A 24,144-nucleotide genomic window follows, 5' to 3' on the forward strand; every position below is an offset into this window, starting at 1 on the left:
TAGTCCCGTTGACGAAAGTTGTACGTCGCGCGATGCGAAAGATTGACGCAGGTCGTAGCCGTACGCGTCTACGCTCGGCAGCGTGATGGAACGCGACGCCGAGGCCGAGCCCGCTGACACCTCGACGGGGGGTCGGTGGGATCCGGCTGGGCTTGTTCTCACCGTGCTGCCCGCGCTGGCTGCTTTTGCCGGGGGGCTGGCGCAGTTGTATTGGGTGCTGCTGGCCGGGCCCGTGGGGACGATGCGTTGGGTCGATATCGGGTGTGGGGCGGCGGCGTGTTTCGTGTTGCTGTTTCGGAGTCGCGCCAGGACCGGGATCGCGATCGCGTTGGCCGTTGTCGCCGCGTTCGCCGCTACCGGGGGTGTGGCGAATATGGTGGCGCTTTACGGGGTGGCCCGGTATCGGCGGTTGCCGGTGGCGTTGGCCGTGGGGGCCGCGGATGTGTTGGCCGGGTATTGCTTTTGGCTTGTTTATCCGGAGAACAACAAGTTGTCGCTGACGTTGGTCGTGAATGTCGCGATTGTGGCCGCGATCGTGGCTTGGGGGGCGATGCGGCAGACGCAGGAGTCGTTGTTGTTGTCGTATCGCGAGCGGGCCGAGCGCGCGGAACGGGAGCAGCGGTTGCGGGAGACTCAGATTCGGCAGGCGGAGCGGACCCGGATCGCTCGGGAGATGCATGATGTTGTTACGCACCGGATTTCGCTGGTCGCACTGCATGCCGGGGGGTTGATGGTCGATCCGGAGCCGAAGATCGATGTTGTTCGCGGTTCGGCCGAGTTGATCTATGGTTCCGCGCGGCAGGCGTTGGAGGAGTTGAGGTTGGCGCTTGGGGCTTTGCGGGCGGACGAGCCGACTTCGCTTGAGCAGCCCGGGTTGGATCGGATTCAGGATCTGGTCGAGGACGCGCTGCGGGCCGGGCAGGAGGTGGAGTTGGACATGGATCCGGCTATCGTCGAGACGGCGCCACCGGGTATTGGCCGCGACGCCTATCGTTTCGTCCAGGAAGGACTCGCCAATGTCCGTAAGCACGCACCGAACGCTGTCGCCGTGGTGACGGTGGCCGCCGCCGATGGGGTGTTGCGGGTGCGGGTGGTCAACGAGATGGTGGACGGGTCGTTGGGGGTGCCGGGGGCCGGGGCGGGGTTGATCGGGTTGCGGGAACGTGCTGATCTGGCTGGCGGGACGTTGAGCCACGGGCCGGTTGACGGGCGTTTCGAGCTGGTGGGGGAACTGCCGTGGACGTGACCACGACGTCGGTGTTGCTCGTCGATGACGATCCCATGGTGCGCAACGGGTTGCGCATGGTTTTGCGTGCCGATCCCGGCATCGTGGTGGTGGGTGAGGCCGGGAACGGGCGGCAGGCGGTCGATCAGGCTCGGGAACTGCGGCCGGACGTCGTGTTGATGGATCTGCAGATGCCGGTGATGGACGGGGTGGCGGCCACTCGTGAACTGCGCGGGTTGCCGGACGCACCGGCTGTGTTGGTTCTGACGACGTTTCACCTGGACACGTACATCCTCGACGCGTTGGGCGCGGGGGCCAGCGGGTATCTGCTCAAGGACATTCCGCCGACGGAGATCGCCCGCGCCGTGCAGATGGCCGCCGCCGGGGAGTCCGTCTTCTCGTCCTCGGTCACCCGGAGTCTGGTGCAGCGGGTCGCCAGCCCGGCCACCGATCCGAAGATCGAGGCAGCGCGTGCCGCACTGGCGGCGCTCACCGAACGGGAGCGCGAGGTCGCCGCCGCCGTGGCTGCCGGGAAGTCCAACGCCGCCATCGCCTCCGAGATGTTCATGAGCGAGGCCACGGTGAAGACCCACGTGTCGCGGATCCTGACCAAGACCCGCAGCCAGAACCGGGTGCAGATCGCGCTCACCGTCTACCGGGCGTCCGGCGTCCGCTGAAACCTCAGCCGAGCGTGGACAGGTCGCGGTGCTCGAGCTGGCGGTTGAACAGCTTCTCGTAGTCGGCGACCACTTCCTCGGGGACGTAGCGTCCCGCGGTGCGGCGTGCCGTTCGCGAGCAGCGTCGCCACAGCGCCCGGTCCTCGATGAGACGGCACAGTGCCGCCCCGAACCGCTCCGCGTCGCCGACAGGGCACAGTAGACCGTCCTCGCCGTCGGTGATGATCTCCGGTGGGCCGTAACGGCAGTGCGTGGACACCACGGGGAGTCCGAAGTGCATCGCCTCGATGACGGTCAGGCCGAAGGACTCGAAATCGGACGACAGCGCCGCGATCCCGCCGGCGGCCCACTCCCGGTCCATCGGCGTGATCATGCCGGGCAGTGATACCCGGTGTGACAGGCCGAGTCGCTGGATCTGGGCGCGCAGTCCATCGAGTTGCGAGCCGTCGCCGACGACTCGCAACCTCCATTCCGGATGGTGACGGTGCACGATGGCGAACGCGTCGATCAGCATCGCGAAGTTCTTGGCCGGTTCGAGACGTCCGGCCGCCACGATGACCCGGTTGTCGGGCCGCCGCGCGCGTCGCGGTGGCGCCGGTACCGAGTTGGGGATGCGGGTGACCCGGGATGCCAGGTGCGGCAGTTCCCGGCGATGTCGGGCCGCGTCCCGTTGGGTGAGCGTGACCACCGCGTCCATGCGTTCGTAGGCGCGCGACAGTTCGGCCCGCAGTGAGGGCTCGTGGTGTTCGTAGAACATGTGCTCCTGCGCGACGGTGATCGCGCCTCGCGGTGCCAGGGCGGCGAGGCAGACATTGAGACCGGGCGTGGTACCCACCACCACGTCGGCCTCGCAGTCGTTCAGGAACTCGGTGAGCCGCGCGTCCACCAGTTCGGTGTACGCGTGCTCGTAGAAGGTGTCGCCACGGGGATGGATGCGGGACGGACGTTTCCGCAGCGCGCTGTCGCGCGTCGATCTTCGCCTCCCGTCGACCTCGTCGACGAGCGTCACCACCTCCACCCGGGGATCGACGTCGAATCGTGGACGGGAACTGAGCCTGAATATCGCCGCGATCCGCACCCCGTGACCGCGCGCCGCCAGGGCGGAGGCGGTGGTCAGGGTGGCGCGGGTGATGCCGCCGACGCGGTCCAAGCTGTGGACCAGGAACGTAACCTTCATGTGACCCCTGTAAACCTTGCTGGAGAAGGAAAGTCCGACGCCTATCAGGATTTCTGGGTCAGGGTCGTTCCTCTGTCGGATATCCGCGAATTATGAGTCGGATAAGGGCATGACAGGGGGCCGGGCATCTGTCAGACGCTGCGGTGGGATTGCACGGTTGACGGTATACCTTCGTTGCCGTTATATTGTCGTACATGACTGGCCCACTCCGAGAACCCACGTTCTTGATACTCACCGCGTTGGCCCGGGAGCCGTTGCACGGCTACGGGATCGTCACCGAGGTCTCGCAGCTGTCCGAAGGCCGGGTCGGCCTGCGCCCGGGCACCCTGTACGGCGCGCTCGACCGGCTGCGCGAGGACGGCCTGGTGGCCTCCGACCGCGAGGAGGTCGTGGACGGCAGGCTCCGGCGCTACTACCGGCTCACCGACGAGGGCGCGGCCACGTTGCGCGAAGCCGTCGAGCAGACGCGTCGCAACGTCGACGCCGCCGCGAAACGGCTGCGCGCCTTCCCGTCCCCGTCGTTCGACACTCCCCGAACCGCACACCGACTGGCAGGAGGAACGGCTTGACCACGAATCACGAGGTACTGGAGCAGCGCTACCGGCGGCTGCTTCGCGTCTACCCTGGACGCTACCGCCGCGAGCGGGGCGAGGAGATCGTCGGCACCTATATGGACTGCGCGGCCGAGGACCGCAAGCGACCCACCTTGGCCGATGTCGGCGACATCGCCAAGGCCGGGCTGCTGCAACGGCTCCGCCACGCCCCCGAAGGACTGCCCGGCGGGATGCGAGTGGCCGCCGCGGCGGCGCTGAGCGTGGTCACGGCGGTGTCGTTCGTGTTCACGCTCCGGGTCGAGATGAGCCCACCGCCGGGCGGCACCGAGTTCGACACCTTCGGGGCGTTCCAGAGCCCGGCCGTGATCCTGTGGGCACTGTGGATGGCGGTGGGACTGTCGGCGGCCTTCCTGCCCGGGCGCGTCACCCGGGGCCTGGTGCTCGTGCCGATGGCCGCCACGCTCGCCTACATCCCGATCGCCTACCTGACCTACTACGCCTCGCCGCCGATGTTCTCGGTGATCCCGCTGGCGGTCTTCGGAGCCCTGGTGCTGGCCTGGCCGAAGACTCCGCACTGGACGATGCGAGTGGCGCCACCGGTGAGCCTGCTGTTGGCGCTGGGCGCCTTCGGGATCACCGAACCGCACCGGACGTATCGCACCGGCGACGTCGTCCTGGACCTGCCGGTTCTCGTGCTGCTTGCGCTGGGCGCCATAGTGATCGCCGGTGTGGTCGAGTACTTCACCCGCCGGACCACCCGCACCCTGTGGGCGGCTTCGGTGTTGCTGCTTCCCGCGGTTTGGTTCGCCACCTACTCACTGGCGGGCACCAGGATGTCGGCCGGTGACTGGAACGTGGCGGCGAGCGGTACCTACGTCACGACGGCGGTCAACTTCGGGCTCATGGCGCTGGCGATACCGCTGGTCGCTCTGGCCTGGAGCCATTGGCGGGCCGCCAAACGCTGACGCGAGACTTCGGACCGGTGTGGACGCTTGGCGTCCACACCGGTCCGTTTCGTCGGGTCACGCGGCCTGGCGACGGGCCCGGTCGCGGAGGTTCCGCCGGATCGCGACGACGGCGGTGACGGTGGCGAACACCATGCCCACCAACAGAACCAGGTTCGCGATCACGGTCATCGTGTTCGACGACTGCAGGTTCTTCGTCAGCTCACCCTGGATGAATCCACCCAGGACGATGATCTGCAGCGTGACCAGGATGGCGGGCAGGGTGCCCCACGACAGTCGCTGCATCAGCCACACCAGCACGCCGCAGCCGCCGATGACGTAGACGCCCGGCGGGAAGCCGGGGAACTTCTCGGGCGTGACGGCGTACTGCATCAGGATGCCGATGATGCCCACCAACAGTCCGGCCAATGTGGCCACTGTCGCGCGGGAACGCGGGACGAGTTTCAATCCGGTGCTCTTCGAGTCGCTCATGGCTGCCAGTCTGGGACGAAAAGCGAGGTACCGCGTCGGCCGCGAGGAGGCCGCGTCACTACTCCGGTCAGCGTAGAAGCGGCCTCAGGTCAGCGGCCCGAACAGTTCGGTCTTGTCGAACTCGCCGTCCATCGCGTTGAGCACGCTGATCAGCTGGCTCTCCTCGTAGCGGAAATGGGTCTCCATCACCGCTTCGATGCCGTCCAGGTGCCGATGCGCCACCTCTGCGGTCGGGGAGTCGGCGATCGCCTTCTCCAGACCGCCGATGAGGTGGTCGATCATGTTGTGGTCCTGGGACAGCTTCGCGATCACCGGCGCCAGGTCCGGGCGGAGCCGGGCGACGTGCGGGAACAGCGAGCCGTCCTCGCTGCGGTGGTGCCCGGTCAGGGCGCTGCAGAAGCCTCGGCAGAACAACAGCAGGTCACCGGAGAGGTCGACCGTCTCGCCGGTGTCGAGTGAGGTCCGTGCGAGCGCGAGGGCCTTGCGTAGTTTTTGGTGGACGGAGCGAAGTTCGTCGCCCCAGGCGGTGAGTCTTTCCACGGCCAGCTTTCGTTTCGGCGCCTCCATGCCTGACGCTGTCCGCCACCGGCACGCGACGCTTCGGACATTGTAGTCACCGCTTCCCGGCCGTCGCACGTCCGATTCGCCAGGTCCTGCCCTCGCGGGTCACGCCGCGCAGGCCCGCGAAGCTGGCCGCGTCAAACGAGGCCAGGACGTCGGGAGCGCGCAGGGCGGCGGTGACGATGGTCCGGTCCGCGGTCCAGGCCGTGTCCGTCAGGCGGCCGACCATGTGGGCCCAGCCGGTGGGGCGGGCGGCGACCACCCAGGCGTCGGGCTTGGGGGCGGCGAAGCGACGGGCCTGGCGCAGCCAGGACGCCGCCGACTCGGGCCAGTCCACACTGTCCAGTATCTCGCCACCGCGCTCGGTCCAGGCTTCGGCCAGCGCGGCCCGGGTGGCGACCGACGCGGCGTCGCGGGCGGAGCCCAGGACGATCGTGTTGGCGCCCATGCGTTCCAGCAGCCGCAGGACGGCGGCGAGCTCGGCGGTGAGGTGAGCGGCGGGTGCGGGGGCGGTGAGAGTGGTCATCGTGAGTCTCCCTTGTGGCGTCGTTGGTCAGGTGGCGTCGTGGAAGACGAGGCCCAGGGTGTGGCGGCGGCCGGAGCGCAGAACCGAGACGCCGTGCCGCATCGGGGCCGCCGACCAGCCGCGTGTCGAGGCGACAGGGCGGTCGCGGGTGGTGAACACCAGGCCGTGCCCGTGCGGGATCAGCCGCGCGCTGCCCCGCGACTGGGCTCGGGGGCGTTGTTCGAGTGTCAGGAACTCGCCGCCGGTGTGGTCGACGCCGGGCTGGTTGAGGTTGATGACGACCTGGAGCGGGAAGACCTTGTCCCCGTACAGGTCTCGGTGGAGGGCGTTCCAGTCGCCGGTTTGGTAGCGCAGCAGGATCGGGGTGGGGCGTCGCTGCCCGGCCTCGTGGCATTCGGCGAGCCATGCCGACAGCGTGTCGGGCCAGGTTGCGTCCCACTTCAGTTTGCGGGCCCAGTCGCGGGCGACGGGCAAGAGCCTGGGGTACAGCTCTTCGCGGAGCCGCTGCACGGCTTCGGGGAACGGGTCGGTGAAGTAGCGGTATTCGCCCTGCCCGAACCGGTAGCGCTTCATGTCGACGGTGGCCCGGAAGTGGCGCGGTTCGTCGTACAGTGCCGCGATCTCGGCGGCCTCGTCGCTCGACAGCAGTCGCGGCAGCAGCGCGCTGCCGTGCTCGTCGAGTTCGGCCTTGACCGCCGTCCAGTCGGCTTCGGCGACGCGGTCGGTGAACCGGTCGCGGGTGTGGGTTTCGTGGGTCATGCCCACTTCAACCCCGCCGCCCGGGAGCGGGTTGCACTCAGACGGTGGTGATGAACTCCCGCACGATGGCGTTGAAGCGGGCGGGTTCCTCCATGTTCGGGTAGTGGGCGGTGCCGTCGATCGCGGTGGAGCGGCCGTCGCGGACGGTGGTGGTCAGGCGCTCGGCCATGCCGAGGTGGTCGGGGGAGTCGATGGCGCCGTTGACGGCCAGGACGGGGACGGTGATGTCGGCGACGCGGGACCAGGTGTCCGGTACCGGGGTCTGCCAGTCGGGTTCGTCGGCGGTGTGCTTGGACATTGTGGAGCGTGTCATGTGGCGAAGCCGGTCGGCGACTGAGCCGTCGATGTCGTCGAGGCCGCGATGGGGGCCGGCGGCGAACTCGGTGAACACCTGGATGGAGGTGTCGATGTCCCCGGCTGTCATCGCGGTGTGCCAACGGGTCCAGGTGTCGGTGGTCCACGGGTCGGTGAAGTAGGGCTCGCTGGTGCCGACGCCGCTGACGACGAGGGCCGCGACGAGCTCGGGGTGTTCCAGCGCGGTGTCGACGGCGGTCGCGCCGCCCATCGACACTCCGATGAGGATCGCGGGGCCGGTGTCGAGGTGCCGCAGCAGCCGCGCCACGTCGTCGGTGTGACGGAACGGGCCGGTGGCGTTGGGCGAGCGGCCATGGCCCCGGGCGTCGGGGGCGATGACGCGGTGGTCCTCGCCGAAGCCGGGGAGCTGGTCGTCCCACATGTGGTGGTCGAGGAAGCCGCCGTGCAGGAAGACCAGCGGTCGGCCGCTGCCGGTTTCATAGCGGAACAGATCGCTCATGACAACCAGGGTGTCATGTTCCGAAGCATATGACAACTCAGGTGTCATACTGGTGGGGTGAATGACAGTCAGCCCGCCGCGTCCGTCGACCGGTTCTTCGAGGTGTTCGACCTGGTGGGGCCGTTGTACCGGCGGATACACCGCAAGGTCGAGCAGGACACCGCCCGGGAGGGGATGTCGGTCGGCGTGCGGGCCGTGCTGGTGATGCTGCACGACCGGGGACCGATGACCGTGCCGCAGTTGGGGCGGGAACAGGCGTTGAGTCGGCAGTTCGTGCAGCGCATGGTCAACGAGGCCGCGGCGCGCGGGCTGGCCGAGGCCGTCGCCAACCCGGCGCACAAACGCTCGTCGCTGATCCGGCTGACGACGGACGGGCACGCCGTCATCGCCGCGCTCCTGGAGCGGGAGCGGGCGATGTTGCGCGCGGCCGCCGCCGACCTCAGCGACGCCGACTTCGACGCCTGCGGCCGGGTGCTGTCGCGACTGCTGCGGCTGCTCGACGACGTGGACGTCGACTGATCACGACAGCCGGGAGGCGTCCAGGCGGTGCTTCGATCGGTCGACCCGGCCGATCGCGGGGGTGGCGGGTTCGGTGTCGGTCAGGCCGTCGAGGTGGCTGGCCAGGTCGCGCAGCCGGGGGTGGGCGAAGATGTCGCGCAGCGCCACGTCGGGGTGGAGGCGTTCCCGGATCCGGGTGACCACGCGCATCGCCGCCAGCGAGTGGCCGCCGGAGGTGAAGAAGTCGGCATCCCGGGTGGGTGTCGGGGTGCCCAGGACGTCGTGCCAGATCGCGGCCAATGCGAGCTCGGTGGCGGTGGTGGGCGGCTCCTGGTTCGCGTGCGACGGGCTGGGGTCGGGCAGCGCGCTGACGTCGACCTTTCCGTTGGGGTTCAACGGGAAGGCGTCGAGGATCGCCCACGCCGACGGCAGCATGTGGGTGGGCAGCGACTCGACGGCACTCGCGTGCAGGGCCGCGGTGTCGAGCCGGTGGCCGGGTTGGGCGAGGACGTAGGTGACCAGGCGTTTGCCGCCGCTGGGGTCGTCGCGGGTGACGGTGAGGTTGTCGCGGACGCCGGGGAAGTCGCGGACGGTGGCGTCGACCTCGCCGAGTTCGACCCGGCAGCCGTTGATCTTGACCTGGTTGTCGGTGCGGCCCAGGAACTTGAGGTTGCCGTCGCCGGTCCAGCGGACCAGGTCGCCGGTGTGGTAGCCGCGGCTGCCGTCGGGGGCGGGCCGGAACCGTTCGGCGGTCAGGTCGGGGCGGTGCAGGTAGCCACGTCCGACGCCCGCGCCGCTGATGACCAGTTCGCCGGGGACGCCGCGCGGGACGAGCCGTCCGGCGGGGTCGACGACGTGCAGCCGGGTGTTGGCGATGGGACGGCCGATCGAGATGGGAGTGTCGGCCGTGACCGGGGCGAAACACACCGACACGGTGGTCTCGGTGGGGCCGTAGCCGTGCAGGACGGTGATGCCGAGGTCCAGCAGCGCCTCGGCGAGCGCGTCCGAAATGGTCTCACCGCCGCAGAACAGCAGCCGCACCGTGTCGGGGAGCTTCGCGGTGTGGCTGGTGTACAGCTTCATGACGCCGGGAGTGGCGCCGAAGTGGGTGGCGCCCCGGCGAAGCAGCGCGTCGAGTTCGTCGGGGTCGGCGGTGACCTCGGGGGCGATGATGACGCGACCGCCGACGGTCAGTGGCAGCGTCAGTTCGCGCACGGCCGGGTCGAAGGACAGTGAGGACAGTGCCAGGAGCCGGTCCTCGGGGCCGAAACCGGGGTCGGCGGCGTAGGCGTCGAGCAGATTGACCAGATTGGAGTGTTCGACCATGACACCCTTGGGGTTGCCGGTCGAACCGGAGGTGTACATGACGTAGGCGAGGTTGGCGCCGGTGATGTCCACATCGGGCCAGTCAGCGTCGTCGGGGGCGGGGTGCTGGCCGGGCAGGACGATGTCGACGTCGCCCACGTCGAGGGTCGCGGCGGTTTCGGGCGTCGCCAGCAGGACCGTCGGGCGGCTGTCGGCGATCATGTACTCGAGGCGTTTGCGGGGGTAGGACGGGTCCATCGGGATGAACGCGCCGCCGCACATCCACACCGCCAGCAGGCTGGCCAGCAGCATCCGGTCGCGGCGCATGCACACGCCGACAAGGGATTCCGGGCCGACGCCGCGTTCGCGCAGTATCACCGACAGGGCGCGGACCTGGTGCATGAGCTCGGCGTAGGTCCAGGTGCCGTCGGCGTCCTCGACGGCGACGCGGTCGGGGGGCTGCTCGGCGATCCGGCGGATCTTCCACGGGACGACGGTCGGGTCGGGGTGGCGGATCGGGCCGGTGCCCAGGGCGGCCAGTTCGGCGCGTTCGGCGGCGGGCAGCAGGTCGATGCCACCGACGCGCTGGTGTGGGTCGTCGGCTATGGACTCAAGGAGCTGGTTGAACTGGGCGGCGATGCGTTCGACGGTGGCGCGGTCGAACAGTTCGGTGGCGTAGCGCAGTTCGCCGGTCAGGCCGTGCGCGGTCGGGGTGAGGTGCACGGCGAGATCGAAGGGGGTCGCCCCGACGGTCTCAGGTTGTTCGGTGAGCTCGGCACCGGGCAGGTCCAGCCGCGTCGCGGGGACGTCCTGGAGGCTGAACAGCACCTGCACCAACGGGTTGTGGGCGAGGCTGCGCTGCGGGTCGAGGTCGTCGACCAGGTCGGCGAACGGGACTTCCTGGCGCGTGAACGCGGCGAGGCTGGAGCCGGTGACCCGGTCGAGCAGGTCGCCGAAATCGGGGTCGCCGGACAGGTCTGCGGGGAGGACGAGCGTGTTGACGAAGAAGCCTAGCGTGGACTCGCTGTCGACTGTGGTGCGGTTGGCGACGGGGGTGCCGACCAGGAAACGCTCCTGGCCACTCCAGCGGTGCAGCAGGACATCGCAGGCGGCCAGCAGGGTCATGAAACGGGTGGCGCCGTGTTCGCGGCCAAGGCGTTCCAACTTGTCGGCGACTTCGGCGGGTACGCCGAAGTGGACGGTGTCGGTGGCGAAGTCGCGTTCAGGTGGGCGGGGGCGGTCGGCGGGCAGTTCCAGCAGCTGCGGGAAGTCCGACAGGGTGGTGACGTACTCGGCGCGGGATTGCTTCAGCGCCGACGATGCCATGCGGGCGCGCTGGGCGCGCGCGAAGTCGCCGTACTGCTTGGGGGCGGGGAGGTCGGTGACGGTGCCGGTGGTCCGGTCGCGGTAGTGACCGGCGACCTCGGCGAGGAACAGTTCGAGGGACCAGCCGTCGGTGATGAGGTGATGCAGCACGATGGCCAGCTGGGTCTCGTCGCCGCGCATGATCGCCAGGCGCAGCAACGGAAGCGCGGCGACGTCGAAGGGGCGGGTGACGAACGCGGTCACCGCGTCCGGCACGTCGGTGGCCTCGATGAGCTCGACGCGCGGCTGCCAGGGCGGTGCGATCACCTGGACCGGTTCGTCGTCGAGGACGTCGAAGCGGGTGCGCAGGACCTCGTGGCGGCGCACCGTTTCGGCCAGCGCCCACTCCAGCGCGGGGACGTCGATCGAGCCTTCGACGCGGTAGGACTTGAAGACGTTGTTGACGGCGGTACCGGAGGCGAGCTGGCTGGTGAGCCAGAGTTGTTGCTGCGCGGGCGAAAGCGGGACGGGGGCGTCGGCCTCAGCCGGTGTCGGTGCGGGGTCGTCGGGCGCGGGGCTGTGATTGCCGAGCAGCTGCGCCAGCGCCGAGGGAGTGGCGGCGGCGAACAGGTCGCGGTACTTGAGTTCGATGCCGAAGCGGTCGCGGATGCGGGCCAGCAGCATGGTCAGCTGGAGCGAGTGGCCGCCCGCGTCGAAGAAGTCGGTGTCGGTGCCGACGGCCGGGGTGCCGAGGACTTCGGCGAACAGCGAGGTCAGGAGCTCGACAGGGGCGGTGCCGGACGGGGCCGCGCTCGAGGGCCCGGCGGGACGCTCGTCAGTCAGAGCCTCGAAGCCATGCGGCTCGGGCAGCGCGTCGCGGTCGAGCTTTCCGTTCGCCGACACCGGCAGCGCGTCCAGCTCCACGAACACGGCCGGGACCATATAGGACGGCAGCAGCTCGGCCAGCGCCTCGCGCAGCCGCGGGGCCTCGCGTCCGGGTTCGGGCACCACGTAGCTGATGAGCCGTTGCTCGCCGACGGCGTCGGGACGGGCGACGGTGACACAGTCGGCGACGCCGTCCAGCCAGCGCAACGCCGTGTCGATCTCGCCCAGCTCGACCCGGTAGCCGCGGATCTTGACCTGGTCGTCAACGCGGCCAAGGAAAACCAGACTGCCGTCGGGATTGCGGTGAGCCAGGTCGCCGGTGCGGTAGGCGCGCTCGCCGTCGGGCCCGGTCACGAACCGCTCGGCGGTCAGTTCGGGGAGACCCAGGTAACCCCGCGCCAGTCCCGCGCCGCAGATCCAGATCTCGCCGCGCTCGTCCGGCTGACCGTCCTCATTGATCAAATGGATCCGGGTGTTGTCGATGGCCTGCCCGATCGAGGGGACGGCGGCGGTGTCACCCGGATGCGGCTTCACCACCGTCGAGGTCGCCACGACCGTGCATTCGGTGGGGCCGTAGTTGTTCACGAGTGTGAACGGGTGGTCACCCGGGTGGAGCCGCAGCCGGTCGCCGCCGGTCAGCAGCACCCGCAACGCCAGCCGGTCGTCGGCGGGACGGCGCAGCAGGTGCTCGGCCATCACGGTGGGCAGGAACGCCACCGTGACCGCTTCGGCCGCGCACCAGTCGATCGCCTCGTCGAAGGACTGCCGGATGTCCTCGGGGATGACGTGCAGCGCGGCCCCGTTGGCCAGCGCCGACCAGATCTCCCACACCGAGGCGTCGAAGCCCGCCGCCGCGATGTGGGAGCAGCGGTCGGCGGTGGTGATGTCGAAGGCCTCGCCGTGCCAGCGCACCAGGTTGGTCAGGGCGGCGTGCTCCACCATGACACCCTTGGGTTCCCCTGTGGACCCCGACGTGTAGATGACGTACGCCAGGTCCGACGGCTGCGGGCGGTGCGGCCATGCGGTGGGTGCCAAGGCGTCCGGGACCGTGTCGGTGTCGATGACCGGGACACCGGACGGCACCGGAACCCGGTCCGCCAGGCCGGTGGTGGTCAGCAGCGCGGTGAAGCCGCTGTCGGCGGCGAGGTACTCCAGCCGGTGCCGCGGGTAGCTCGGGTCCAGCGGCAGGTAGGCGGCACCGGCCGCCCAGGTCGCCAGCAGCGCGGCGATGCCGTCGCGGCCGCGCGGCATGCACACCCCCACCAGGTCGCCGGGCCGCACGCCCGCGTCACCCAGTGCGGTGGCCAGCCGGGACGCGCGGGCCAGCAGTTCGGTGTACGTCCACCGTCCGTCCCCGGCGCTGACCGCGATCCGGTCGGGGTGCGCGTCGGTGTTGGCGCGCAACAGGTCGGGGACCGTCGCGAGTTCACGAGGCGATGTCATGAGCTTCCTCCTTGGCGGGAGTCGGGGGCTCGCCGTCGGTGACCCGGACGCTGCGCGGCAGCAGCCAGGCGGCGGCGAGGATGTGGCCGAGCGCGCCGATGACGAGGGTTTCGCGGATGCCGAGGTACTCGCCGCTGACGCCACCGGCGAGCGCGCCCAAGGCGAAGGCGCCGTAGGTGAGCATGTAGCTGCCCGCGTGCACCCGGCCCTGCATGTTCTCGGGGGTGACCTGCTGCCGGTAGGTCACCTGGGTGGTCATGAACGCGATCATCCCGATCACGAAGATGCCGTGCGAGGCGACGAGCAGCAGTGACTTGACGATGGTGTCGCCGCCCGCGAACGGCAGTACGACGCAACCGGCGGCCATCACGAGCTGCCCGGCGATCAGGGAACCGCGCACGCCCAGGTGCCGGGTGCCGCGTTCGGTGAAGAACCCGGAGATCAGCGCGGTGCAGCTGGCGACGCTGAGCAGGATGCCGATCATCAGCGGCGTGAAGTGCAGGACGTTCATGGCGAACAGCAGGTACAGCGACACCATCATGGCGCTGAAGAAGTTGCTGGTCGCGGTGCACAGCGTGATGGCGCGCAACCGGACGTTGCGCAGGATGAACGTGACGCCGTCCCAGATCCGGGGCTTCTCGTGCTCGGCGCGCTCGGGCGGGTGCCCGGGTTCGCGGACCCCGGCGACGAACAGCGCCGACACCAGGAAGCTGATCGCGTCGAGGATCAGCGCGATCGGCGCGGTGAGGACCTGTACGACGGCACCGGCCACCGAACCGCCCGACACCTCGGCGAAGGTGGTGACCTTCTGGAGCTTTCCGTTGGCGTCCAGCAGTTTCGGCTCGGGCACCAGTTTCGGGATGTACGCCTGCCCGCAGATCGTGGCCAGGACGTTGAACGCACCGAACCCGAACGCGATGACCAGGAACACCGGCAGGCTGAGCAGGCCCACCGCCCACAGGATCACGATCACCGCCAGCAGCAGCATCCGGGCCAGGTCGGCGGCGACCAGTATGGAGCGTTTGGCGAACTTGTCGATGATGGCGCCGAAGTGCAGCCCGAACAGCAACGCGGGCAGGAACTTGGAGAAGAACAGCAGCCCCTGCTCGAACGCGCCCGCGTCCAGGATCTGGATGGCGATCAGCGGGATCGCCATCGCGCTGATCTCGTCGCCCAGCAGCGACAGGCTCTGGCCGGAGAAGAAACGGGAGTAGTTGCGCTCCTCGCGGAACCTGAACGTGACGTTCTCAGTTCTGGATGTCATGCAGCGGTTCCTTCGTGAGGGTGTCCTCCAGCAGCGCCGAGACGACCTGGAAGTCGTCGAAGGGGAAGAAGTGGCCGCCGGGGAAGGTGCGCAGGACGTGGTCGCCGGTCACCGATTTGGTCCACTTGCGAGCCTCTATGGGCGCGATTCCGGAGTCCTGGTCGCCGAAGTACACCCGCAGCGGACGGTCCAGCGGTTCGGCGCGGGTGTCGCGGTAGCGTTCCGACAGCCGGATCTCGTCGCGCAGCCGTCCCAGCAGCAGGTCCAGCAGTTCGGGTTCGGCGAACACCTCCTCGGGGGTGCCGCCCATGTCGCGCAGGAACCGCAGCAGCCGGTCGTCGCCGAGGTGGCTGATCCGTTCGGGCGCCGGGGTCGTGGGTGCCCGCTGCGCCATGGCGACGAGGCCGGCGAGCCGGTCGCCGTGGCGGCCCTCGTCCAGCTGCCGCGCGGTCTCGTAGGCGAGCAGGGCCCCGAAACTGTGTCCGGCCAACACGAACCGGGAGTCGCTGACGGCCAGTTCGGGAAGCAGCAGCGACGCCAGGTCGGGCAGCGAGTCGACCTCGGCGGCCTGCGCGGCGAAGTAAAGCGACCATGGGTCGACGACGCTGAGCCGGATCCACGGGCCCAGCGCGGAGTCCCAGCGCCGGAAGTGGGTCTGCGAGCCACCGGCGCCGGGGAAGCCGATCAGGTGGACCCGGGCGGCGGGTTTGGGGGTGACGGTGCGGATGTGCATGGTGCGTCCTCTATGTCCTGCCGCGACGGCGTTCGCGGCGACGGGCCGCGTCCGGATGGGGGACGCGGCGCCGGGCGGCACCGCGCTTGGCTCCGACGGCCGGCCGGGGCTCGACGCCGAGGCTAGCGGCCAGGGCGGCGATGGTGGGGTGGGTGAAGAACGCGGTCAACGGCAGGTCGAGGCCGTGCCGGACGCGCAGCTCCTGCCGCACCTTCACAATGGACATCGAGGTGGCGCCGAGGTCGAACAGGTTGGCGGTGACGCTGACGGCGGGCAGCTGGAGCACCTCGCACCAGACCTCGTGGAGGCGGAGCTGCGCGTCGTCGGCGGGCAGTGCGCGGTCGGGGGCGGTATCGGGGGGCGCGGCCAGTGCGGCGACGGCCTTGCGGTCGCCCTTTCCGCTGGGGGTCAACGGGAGTGCGGCCACGGCGGTGATCTGGCTGGGGACCATGTGGGCCGGGAGCTGCCGGGCGGCCCAGCGCTTGGCCTCGCTGGCGAGCCAGTCGGTGCTGGTCGGCTCGCGGCCTGGCTGGCCGCCGGGAGCGACAGCAGCACCGGCGGCCGAGCCGGTGACGGCGGCCACCAGCTGCTTCTCGCCGCCGGGGGCGGTGCGGACCGCGACGAGCGCGTCGCGGACGTCGGGGTGTTCGCGCAGCACCGCCTCGATCTCGCCGAGTTCGATGCGGTGGCCCCGGATCTTGACCTGATCGTCGACGCGGCCCAGGAAGTCGAGGCTGCCGTCGCGGTTCCAGCGGGCCAGGTCGCCGGTGCGAAACGCCCGGGTGCCGTCGGGCGCGGTCACGAACCGTTCGGCGGACAGGTCGGCGCGGCCCTGGTAGGAGCGGGCGACGCCCGTCCCGGCGATCCACAGTTCACCGGCGGCGCCGGTGGGCGCCAGCCGACCGTGGCTGTCCATGATGAACATTCGCAGGCCGGGGATCGGTCGGCCCACCGTGATCCGGCCAGGGTCGGTGATGTGGGCGCTGGTCGCCCATACCGTGGTCTCGGTGGGGCCGTAGACGTTGTGGACTTCGAGGCCGAGCCACAGCAGCGACTCGGCAAGGTCACTCGACAGTGCCTCGCCGCCGGTGAGGATGCGGCGCAGTCGGGGCGGTGCGTCCTTGGCGTGGTCGGTGTACAGCTTCCAGGTCGACGGCGTGGCCTGGGCGACGGTGACGCCGTGCTCGGTCAGCGCCTCGTCCAGCCGCTCGGGATCGCCCGCCATCGTGTTGTCCAGCATCACCACCGTCCCGCCGGTGACCAGCGGGACGAACAGCTCGATGAACACGGGGTCGAAGGACATGGACGTCAGGCCCGCCATGCGATCCTCGGCGGTGAACCCGAGCAGGTCGGCGAACGCGTCGATCTGGTTGGCGATGCCTCGGTGTTCTATCTGGACACCCTTGGGGCGGCCGGTGGAGCCGGAGGTGTAGATCGTGTAGGCCAGCCGGTCGGCGGGAACCTCCACAGCCGACGGTTCCAGAGTCGGATTGTCCGGCAGCTCGTCCACGTGGATGACGGGCGTGCCCTCGGCGATCGGCAGCGACGCGGCCAGTTCGCGGGTGGACAGCACCGCCACGGCGCCGCTGTCGGCGAGCATGAACTCCAGCCGCGCGGCCGGGTAGCCGGGGTCCAGCGGCACGAACGCCGCGTCCGCCGCCCAGACACCGAGCAGAGTGGACAACATGAAGCGGTTGCGGGGCAGGCAGACCGCGACCAGTGACTCAGGTTCCAGTCCGAGTTCCCGCAGCGCCGCCGCCACGGTGTCGGCGTGTCGGCACAACCACTCGTAGCTGACCTCGCCGTCGGTGTCGATGACCGCGACCCGGTCAGGCTCGGACGCGGCGCGGTCCCTGATCCGGGTCAGCGCCGGCGTCAGATCACCCGACGGTGCCCCGGTTCCGGTGCGCAGCAGGTGCTCGCGCTCCTCGGCGGCCAGGATCTCGATGCCGGACACCGGCCGGTCCGGTGCGTCGACCATCGCCGCCACCGCGTTGCCGAAGTGGACGGCGAAACGGTGCGCGGTTTCCGGATCGAAAAGGGCGGTGGAGTACTGCACCACCCCGTCGAGCCCGGAGGCGCCGGGCGCCAACTCCAGCGTCATGTCGAACATGGACGTTCCGCCGTAGACGTCGAGACGCTCCAGCCGCGCCCCCGGCAGTTTCAGCTCGTCGCCGGGGGTGTTCTGGTACGAGAACATCGCCTGGACCAGCGGATGGTGGATGAGGCTGCGTTCCGGTGCCAGTCCCTCGACGAGCCATTCGAACGGGACGTCCTCGTTGGCGAAGGCCGCCAGGCTCGCGTCCCGGGTGCGGGCCACCAGTTCGGCGACGGTCGGGTCGCCGGACACGTCGCCGCGCAGCACCACCGTGTTGACGAAGAACCCGATCAGCGCCTCGGTCTCGCTGCGGCCCCGGCCCGCCGACGGCGTGGCCACCAGCAGGTCCCGCTGACCAGTCCAGCGCGACAGCACCAGGAAGTACGCGCTCAACAGTGTCATGTAGACGGTGGAGCCGCAGCGGGTGGCGAGCCGTTCGACGGCGGCCATGGTCTCGTCGGGGATCGTGAACTCGGTGGTGGCGCCCTCGTGGCGTGGCTCGTCCGGACGGAGCCGGTCGCCGGGCAGCTCCAGCAGTTGTGGCGCACCCGAAAGCGCGGCCACGTAGTCGCGGTGCCGGGCCGCCACGGCCTCCGACTTCACCGCTTCGGCCTGCCAGAGCGTGTAGTCGACGTACTGGAGTCGCAGCGGCGGCAGGTGCGGCTTGGTCCCGCCCAGGTACGCCAGGTAACAGCTGCCGATCTCGTCGGCGAGCACGCCCAGCGACCAGCCGTCGGCGATGATGTGGTGCAGCACGAACGTCAGCACGGTGTCGCCGCCGCCACGGATCAGCGCGACCCGCAGCAGCGGCGCCTCGTCGAGCCGGAACGGCCGCTCGATGACCTCGCGCAGCGCGGCCGGGGCGTCGCCGGTCTCGATGACCTCGACCGGCACCGCGACGGTCGACACGATCACCTGGACCGGGCTGCCGTCCACGACACCGAAGCGGGTGCGCAGCGACTCGTGCCGGGCCACGACGGTGTCGACAGCGGACTGAAGCGCCGCGACGTCGACGGTGCCGTGCACGCGGCGGGTCAGGTCCACATGCTGCCGGGCACCGCCGGGTGTCAGCTGTTCGGCGAACCACAGCCGCCGCTGCGCGAACGAGACCGGATAGACCTCATTCATCGGTTTCCTCTTTCCGTTGCGGGGCTTCGGCGTTGAGCACCATCGCCGTGACCAGGCCGTCGGTGTCGAGCAATGGCGGCACCGCCACGTCGGCGTCCAGGACGGTGCTCATCGGACGGTCGACAGCCGCCGCGTCCATGGCGATGACACCGCTGGCCAACAACGCCAGGTATTCCCGCAGCCGCGCGGGCGGCTCGTAGCCGGACAGGCTGAGGTGCAGCCGCCCCTCGAACGGGAACACGTCGAGCCGCAGCCGGTGCTCCTGCTGCGAGTACGCCGCCGGGGTCTCGTCGATGAGTTCGAAGCCCTGCTCGTGTTCGTCCTCGCCGGTGTCGGCGCTGGGCGCATTCTGGAACACCAGATAGGTGTCGAACAGGGCCTCGCCCTCGTTTAGGCCCGCCATTCGGACCAGCTCGGGTTGCGGGATCATGCCGTGGTCGATCAGGTCGAGCGAACTTTCGGCCGCGCCTGTCATCCAGTCGCGGACGGCATCGGCGGGCCCGGCCCGCCAGGTCGTCGGCAGCGTGTTCATGAACATGCCCAGCGCGGTCTCGATGCCGGGCAGTTCGGCGGGACGCCCCGCCGTGGTCAGCCCGAACCGCGGCGCGGCGTGGCCGTCGAGGCGCTGGGTCACCGCTCCCCACAGCGCTTGTACGCCCGCGGCTGCGGTGACACCGGCCGCGCGGCAGGCGGCGTGGAAACCGCGCGCGGCTTGGGCGTCCACCGTGGTGATGAGGACGTTGAAGTCGCGGTGCGACAGCCGGTTCGCGGGTGGCACCGGGATCGGCGACATCGACGTCAACCGCTCCCGCCACCAGTCCGCGACGCTGCCGTCGCGCATCCGCTCTTCTCGCCACTCCACATACGACGCGTAGTCGAAGGGTGCTCGCCGCTTGGCCCCCGTTTCGCCGGGTCGGTGGTACGCGGCCAGGAAGTCGCCCAGGTAGGTGGTGAAGCTCCAGCCGTCGAGGCGCCGGTAGTCCATGCTGATCACCCAGCAGCCGTGCCGCTCGCCCAGCCGGATGAACGCGAACCGGGTCGGCAGACTGGTGGCGGGGTCGAATCCGGTTTCCCGGTCGGTGCGCAGGAACTCGGCGATGGCCTCGGTCTTGGCGTCGTCGTCGAGACCGGACCAGTCCAGTGCGGTGATCGAACCGTCCACGTTGGCTTCGGGGCTCTGCGTGAAACCGTCACCGCTTCGGCGCAGCACGGTGCGCAGGAACGGCGTGGCGGCCACCGTGGCGTGCCACGCCTCGCGGGCGGCGTCGGGGTCGAACTCGCCCTGGTAACGCAGAACCCGTTGCACCACATACATTCCGTTGGACGTCCGCTCCGGCGCGACGCTCATCATGTGTTCCTGGAGCGGCGAGGCGGGGAAGCTGCCGCTGGGCAGGTCGCGGACCCGCGCGGGCGAGGCCGCCACAGTTGGTGCGGTCGTGTCGGTGTCCAGGAACGTCGCCAGCAGTTCCACGGTCTGGTTGGCGAAGATCGACCGGATCATCACCGGATGCCCGGCGTCGCGTAGCCGCACCGCGACCTGGGTGATCTTGATGCTGTCGCCGCCCAGATCGAAGAAATTGTCCTCGCAGGTCACCTCGGGGACGTTCAGGACGGCGGCGAAGATCTCGGCGACCAGCCGCTCGGTGGCCGTCCTGGGTGGAGTGTGTCCGCGCGAGATCTGCCGCAGGTCGGGGATCCGCTCCAGCACCGAACGATCCACCTTGCCGGTGGCGCTGACCGGCATGCGCCGCAACGGAACCAGCATCGACGGAACCATGTAGTCGGGCAGGATGTCGCGCAGCCGCTGCCGCAGCGCGCGCGGCAGGTCCCGCCATGCCCAACCCGACGCGGGGGTGTTGGTGTCGGGTTCGTCGCTGACGTGCGGGACGGTGACCCGCGTGCCCGGGTGGTGGTAGACGACGGCCAGACTGCCCGGCGCGCCGCTCGGCGACCAGGTGACGAGGGCTTCCAGGCCGGTGCCCTCGGCCAGTTCCCGCAGTCTCGCGGGCTGGACGCCGTCGGGGTGAAGCCGCGCGTTGGGGATTCCCGCAACCGCGAGGTAGTCGCCGTCCACACCGGACGCGAGCTGTTCGGTCAGTCGGTCGAGGTTCTCCCAGTGGCCGAACTCGGTGACGGGGATCGGTTCGCCCTCGGTGTGCAGCGTGACGTCGTAGCGGTAGCGGACCAGCTGGTTGTCGCCGTGCGAGTACTTGACGCTGGTCTCGGCCCAGCGCAGTCCCGGGATGCGTTGTGGGAGCGTGGTGAAGTAGGCCGGGTGGATGAGCAGTTCGGTCTCCTCGGCGAACTGCCGTTCGGCCCGCGCGGTCAGAACGGCCTCGTCGGTGTCGGGGTTTTGGTGCCGCACCACGGAATCGTGGAACATCGCGGTGATGCCGAGGTTGCGGATGTCGCCCAGGAATATCGTCCCCTCCGGTGCCAGGAGCGTGGCGGCGGACGCCAGCACCGCGTCCAGGTAGTCGCGGTCGGGGAAGTACTGCGCCACCGAGTTGATGACGACGCAGTCGAAGGTCTGACCGTCCAGTGCCGACAGTTCGTCGGCGGCCAGCCGGTGCAGCGACACCTTGTCGGTCAAGCCGAGCTTCGGCAGCTGCGCGGCGATGTAGTCAAGGCCCTCGGCCGAGACGTCGATACCGGTGTAGTGCTCGCAGCCGCGCGCCAGCTTGAACGCGAAAAGCCCGGTGCCGCAACCGATCTCGAGGATGCGGCGCGGCCGGGTGGCGGTGATCTTCGCGACCGCGTCGGCGTGCCACGCCGACATCTCGTCCACCGGGATCGGTTTCTTGCTGTAGCTGGACTGCCAGCCCTTCAGGTTGAACTCGGGGTCCTCGGGGTCGTCGCCGTCGGTGTAGGCCTGGTCGAAGACGTCCGACCACGGGACGGTCGCCTCGCCGGTGTCCAGGTGCCCGGCGTCGGGGACCACGAAGCCCAGCAGCTGCTTGTCGCCGGACGCGTCCACGCGACACAGCACCGCGGCCTCGGCGACCTCGGGCTGCCGGTTCAGGGCCGCCTCCACCTCGCCGAGCTCGATACGGAAACCACGGACCTTGACCTGATCGTCGATGCGGCCCAGGAAGTCCAGCGCGCCGTCGGCGCGGCGCCGCACCAGGTCACCGGTGCGATAGACGCGCTCACCGTCGCCGCCGAACGGGTCGGGGCGGAATCGCTCGGCGGTCAGGTCGGGACGGTTCAGGTAGCCTCGCGCGACCTGCACGCCGCCGATCCACAGTTCCCCCGGGACACCCACGGGGAGCTCGTTGCCGTGTTCGTCGACGACATGCGCGCGGGTGTTGGCCACCGGATGCCCGATCGGCGGCGGACCGGCGACGTCGGGCCGCCAGGCCCAGTAGGTGACGTCGATGGCGCATTCGGTGGGGCCGTAGAGGTTGTCGATCGCGATGCCGCAGTCAGCCTCGACGCGTTCGCACAGGTCGCGCGGCAGGGCGTCGCCGCTGGTGAAGATCCGGCGCAACGAGGATTCGGCGAGGCTGCCGTGCGCCAGCAGTGCCGACAACGCCGTCGGTACGAAGTGGATATGGGTGACGCGGTGCCGGGTGATCTCGTCGAGCAGCCGCTCCGGTTCCCGGTGCGCGTCCGGGGTGGCCAGCACGATCGCGGCGCCGTGCATCAAGGGCCACAGGAATTCCCACACCGACACGTCGAAGGTGTAGGTGGTCTTCTGCATCACCCGGTCGCTCTCGGCGAGCCGGTACTCGCGCTGCATCCAGTTGATCCGGTTCATCGCCGCGCGGTGCTCGACCATGACGCCCTTGGGGGTTCCGGTGGAGCCGGAGGTGTGGATGACGTAGGCGAGGTCGCGGTCGGATGCGGCGACCTGCGGCCAGCCGGTGTCTTGTTCCGCGAGGGCGGCGATCGTGGCCGGGGCGTCGAGGCTCAGGACGGTCACGGTGTCGGGCAGGTCCACCAGCGCGCCACGATCGTCCTCAGTGGTCACGACGATGCCGATGCCGCCGTCGCGGACCATCTGCGCGACCCGCGCGGGTGGCTGCTCGGGATCGAAGGGCACATAGGCGCCACCGGAGGCCAGCGTGCCCAGGATGGACGGCACGAGATGCGGGCCCCGTCGCAGACAGAGCCCCACCAGGCCGTCGGAGTCGATGCCGATGCCGCGCAACAGGTTCGCGATGCGCCCGGCGGCATCGGACAGCTCTCCCCGAGTGAGGTGGACGCCGTCACCCGACACGGCGATCGCGTCGGGCTGCTCACGCACCCGGTCGGCGACGACATCGGTGATCCGCCGCCCCAGTTCGGTGTCGGCCTCGGTCGCGTTCCAGGCCGCGAGCTGTTCCCGCTCCGAAGCCGACAGCATCGGTGCCGTGGCCACCGATCCATGCGGGTCGGCGAGCATCGCCCGCAACATCTGGTCATAGTGGACGGCAAGTCGCTCGGCGGTGGCCGCGTCGAACAGGTCGGTGGCGTACTCGATGACCCCCGTGTAGCCCGCCGCCGCGGGGAAGAACTCCATCGTGACGTCGAACTTCGTCGTGCCGGTCTCGGTGTCGATCGACTCCAGCGACGCGCCCGCCAGATCCAGGTCACCGGCCGGAGCGCTCTGCAGGATGAACATCACCTGCGCCAACGGATTGTGCGACAGCGTCCGATCCAGCGACAGCGCGTCCACCAGCTGCTCGAACGGCAGCTCCTGCCGCGAGAACGAATCCAGGCACACCCGCTTGACCCGGTCCAGCAACTCGGCGAACGACGGCTCACCGGTGAGATCCATCGGCAGCACCACCGTGTTGACGAAGAACCCGATCACCGACTCGGTCTCCACCCGGGAACGGTTGGCCACCGGGGTGGCGCAGTTCAACCGCCGCTCACCGCTCCAGCGGCGCAGCACCGCGCTGAAAGCCGTCAGCAGCACCGCGAACGGCGTGGTCGCGTGCTCGCGGGCCAGCCGCTCCACGTCCGCGCGCACCGCCGCCGACACCGCGAACCGGTGCCGGGACCCGTTGAAGGTCTGCACGGCGGGACGCGGCCGGTCGGTGGGCAGCTCCAGCACCTTCGGGTTGTGCGACAACGCCTCCATCCACCACGACAGCTGCTCCTTGTGCTCCGGAGTGCCCTCCCGGGACCGCTGCCACAGTGAATAGTCCACATAGCTGATCGGGATCGGCTTCAGGTCGGCGTCGGTGCCGTGCAGGTGCTGTCGGTACACGGCGGTGAACTCGCCGATGAACACGCCCAGCGACCAGCCGTCGGCGATGATGTGATGGATCGCGATCGACAGCACCGCCTCGCCCGGCCCAGTCCTGGTGAGCAGCACCCGCAGCAGCGGTCCGGTCTCCAGGTCGAACAACTCCCGTCCGAACGCGTCGAGCCGGACGTCCAGCTCGCCCTCGTCGGCGGTGTCCAGCCGCACCTTCACGACCGCCTGCGGCTCCACCACCTGTGCCGGAGTGTCACCGTCCACGATGAACCGGGTGCGCAGCGACGCGTGCCGCGCCACCAACGTGTCCACTGTCTTCTGCAGCGCGGTGAGGGATACCTCGCCGCGCACCCGGTAGCTTCCCACGATGTTGTAAGCGCTGGTGTCGGGCAGGAACCGCGACAGGAACCAGATCCGCTGCTGCCCGGCCGACAGCGCGGCGCGGGTGGCGCCGGTGGGTTTGATGCCCTCCGGCCGCGCCCCGGCCTTGCCCGCGCGCAGCGCGGCCAGCCGGGAACGCTGTTCCTCGGTGAGTGCGGAGATGTCCACGGGGTTTCCTTCCAGCAGT

Annotated in this window: 16 protein-coding genes; 5 read left to right on the forward strand and 11 right to left on the reverse strand. The window is 69.7% G+C overall.

Going from position 1 to position 24,144, the window contains the following annotated elements:
• Positions 1–85 precede the first annotated feature (85 nt).
• On the forward strand, positions 86–1,246 hold the full coding sequence (locus tag SNAS_RS00890; protein WP_013015468.1) for a sensor histidine kinase: 1,161 nt from the start codon (positions 86–88) through the stop codon (positions 1,244–1,246).
• Complete coding sequence (locus SNAS_RS00895) at positions 1,237–1,902, forward strand: response regulator transcription factor (RefSeq protein ID WP_013015469.1); 666 nt, start codon at positions 1,237–1,239, stop codon at positions 1,900–1,902. The genes SNAS_RS00890 and SNAS_RS00895 overlap by 10 nt, the downstream gene beginning before the upstream one ends.
• 4 nt (positions 1,903–1,906) lie before the next feature.
• Here SNAS_RS00895 and SNAS_RS00900 read toward each other — a convergent pair whose 3' ends face one another.
• Entirely contained in the window at positions 1,907–3,079 is a 1,173-nt protein-coding gene (locus tag SNAS_RS00900) for a glycosyltransferase family 4 protein (RefSeq protein ID WP_013015470.1), read from the reverse strand.
• Between the two features lie 194 nt (positions 3,080–3,273).
• Between SNAS_RS00900 and SNAS_RS00905 the strand changes: the two genes are divergently transcribed.
• Entirely contained in the window at positions 3,274–3,648 is a 375-nt protein-coding gene (locus tag SNAS_RS00905) for a PadR family transcriptional regulator (RefSeq protein ID WP_013015471.1), read from the forward strand.
• The gene (locus SNAS_RS32175) at positions 3,645–4,598 is read left to right on the forward strand and encodes a hypothetical protein (protein ID WP_013015472.1); all 954 of its coding nucleotides are present in this window, start codon (positions 3,645–3,647) and stop codon (positions 4,596–4,598) included. The genes SNAS_RS00905 and SNAS_RS32175 overlap by 4 nt, the downstream gene beginning before the upstream one ends.
• A gap of 57 nt (positions 4,599–4,655) precedes the next feature.
• Here the strand turns inward: SNAS_RS32175 and SNAS_RS00915 are convergent, their stop codons facing one another.
• The 5 genes from SNAS_RS00915 to SNAS_RS00935 form a co-directional block, all read right to left on the reverse strand.
• Positions 4,656–5,069, reverse strand: a complete 414-nt coding sequence (locus SNAS_RS00915) for a hypothetical protein (RefSeq protein WP_013015473.1) — start codon at positions 5,067–5,069, stop codon at positions 4,656–4,658.
• 84 nt (positions 5,070–5,153) lie between these two features.
• Positions 5,154–5,609: a hemerythrin domain-containing protein gene (locus tag SNAS_RS00920; RefSeq protein ID WP_211207299.1), complete on the reverse strand. Its 456-nt coding sequence runs from the start codon at positions 5,607–5,609 to the stop codon at positions 5,154–5,156.
• 73 nt (positions 5,610–5,682) lie between these two features.
• Complete coding sequence (locus SNAS_RS00925) at positions 5,683–6,156, reverse strand: type 1 periplasmic-binding domain-containing protein (RefSeq protein ID WP_013015474.1); 474 nt, start codon at positions 6,154–6,156, stop codon at positions 5,683–5,685.
• A gap of 27 nt (positions 6,157–6,183) precedes the next feature.
• The gene (locus tag SNAS_RS00930; RefSeq protein WP_013015475.1) at positions 6,184–6,915 is read right to left on the reverse strand and encodes a 2OG-Fe(II) oxygenase; all 732 of its coding nucleotides are present in this window, start codon (positions 6,913–6,915) and stop codon (positions 6,184–6,186) included.
• A 37-nt stretch (positions 6,916–6,952) separates the two neighbouring features.
• Positions 6,953–7,729 (reverse strand): alpha/beta fold hydrolase, encoded by a 777-nt coding sequence (locus SNAS_RS00935; RefSeq protein ID WP_013015476.1) that lies wholly within the window; start codon positions 7,727–7,729, stop codon positions 6,953–6,955.
• Between the two features lie 57 nt (positions 7,730–7,786).
• Here SNAS_RS00935 and SNAS_RS00940 point away from each other — a divergent pair, with 57 nt between their 5' ends.
• Complete coding sequence (locus tag SNAS_RS00940) at positions 7,787–8,248, forward strand: MarR family winged helix-turn-helix transcriptional regulator (protein WP_013015477.1); 462 nt, start codon at positions 7,787–7,789, stop codon at positions 8,246–8,248.
• On the opposite strand, the gene SNAS_RS00945 is transcribed toward SNAS_RS00940, so the two are convergent.
• Genes SNAS_RS00945 through SNAS_RS00965 form a run of 5 tightly spaced genes read right to left on the reverse strand, consistent with a single transcriptional unit; the run spans position 8,249 to position 24,125 of the window.
• Positions 8,249–13,165 (reverse strand): non-ribosomal peptide synthetase, encoded by a 4,917-nt coding sequence (locus SNAS_RS00945; protein WP_013015478.1) that lies wholly within the window; start codon positions 13,163–13,165, stop codon positions 8,249–8,251. It lies immediately after the preceding gene.
• Entirely contained in the window at positions 13,149–14,429 is a 1,281-nt protein-coding gene (locus SNAS_RS00950) for an MFS transporter (protein ID WP_013015479.1), read from the reverse strand. Before SNAS_RS00950 ends, SNAS_RS00945 begins: the two co-directional genes overlap by 17 nt.
• Positions 14,413–15,162, reverse strand: a complete 750-nt coding sequence (locus tag SNAS_RS00955) for a thioesterase II family protein (RefSeq protein ID WP_013015480.1) — start codon at positions 15,160–15,162, stop codon at positions 14,413–14,415. Before SNAS_RS00955 ends, SNAS_RS00950 begins: the two co-directional genes overlap by 17 nt.
• Positions 15,163–15,172: 10 nt before the next feature.
• On the reverse strand, positions 15,173–18,388 hold the full coding sequence (locus SNAS_RS00960; protein ID WP_013015481.1) for a non-ribosomal peptide synthetase: 3,216 nt from the start codon (positions 18,386–18,388) through the stop codon (positions 15,173–15,175).
• Positions 18,381–24,125 (reverse strand): non-ribosomal peptide synthetase, encoded by a 5,745-nt coding sequence (locus tag SNAS_RS00965; protein ID WP_013015482.1) that lies wholly within the window; start codon positions 24,123–24,125, stop codon positions 18,381–18,383. Before SNAS_RS00965 ends, SNAS_RS00960 begins: the two co-directional genes overlap by 8 nt.
• Between the last annotated feature and the right edge of the window lie 19 nt (positions 24,126–24,144).

The sequence above is a fragment of the Stackebrandtia nassauensis DSM 44728 genome (assembly GCF_000024545.1).
Taxonomy (GTDB): Bacteria; Actinomycetota; Actinomycetes; order Mycobacteriales; family Micromonosporaceae; genus Stackebrandtia; species Stackebrandtia nassauensis.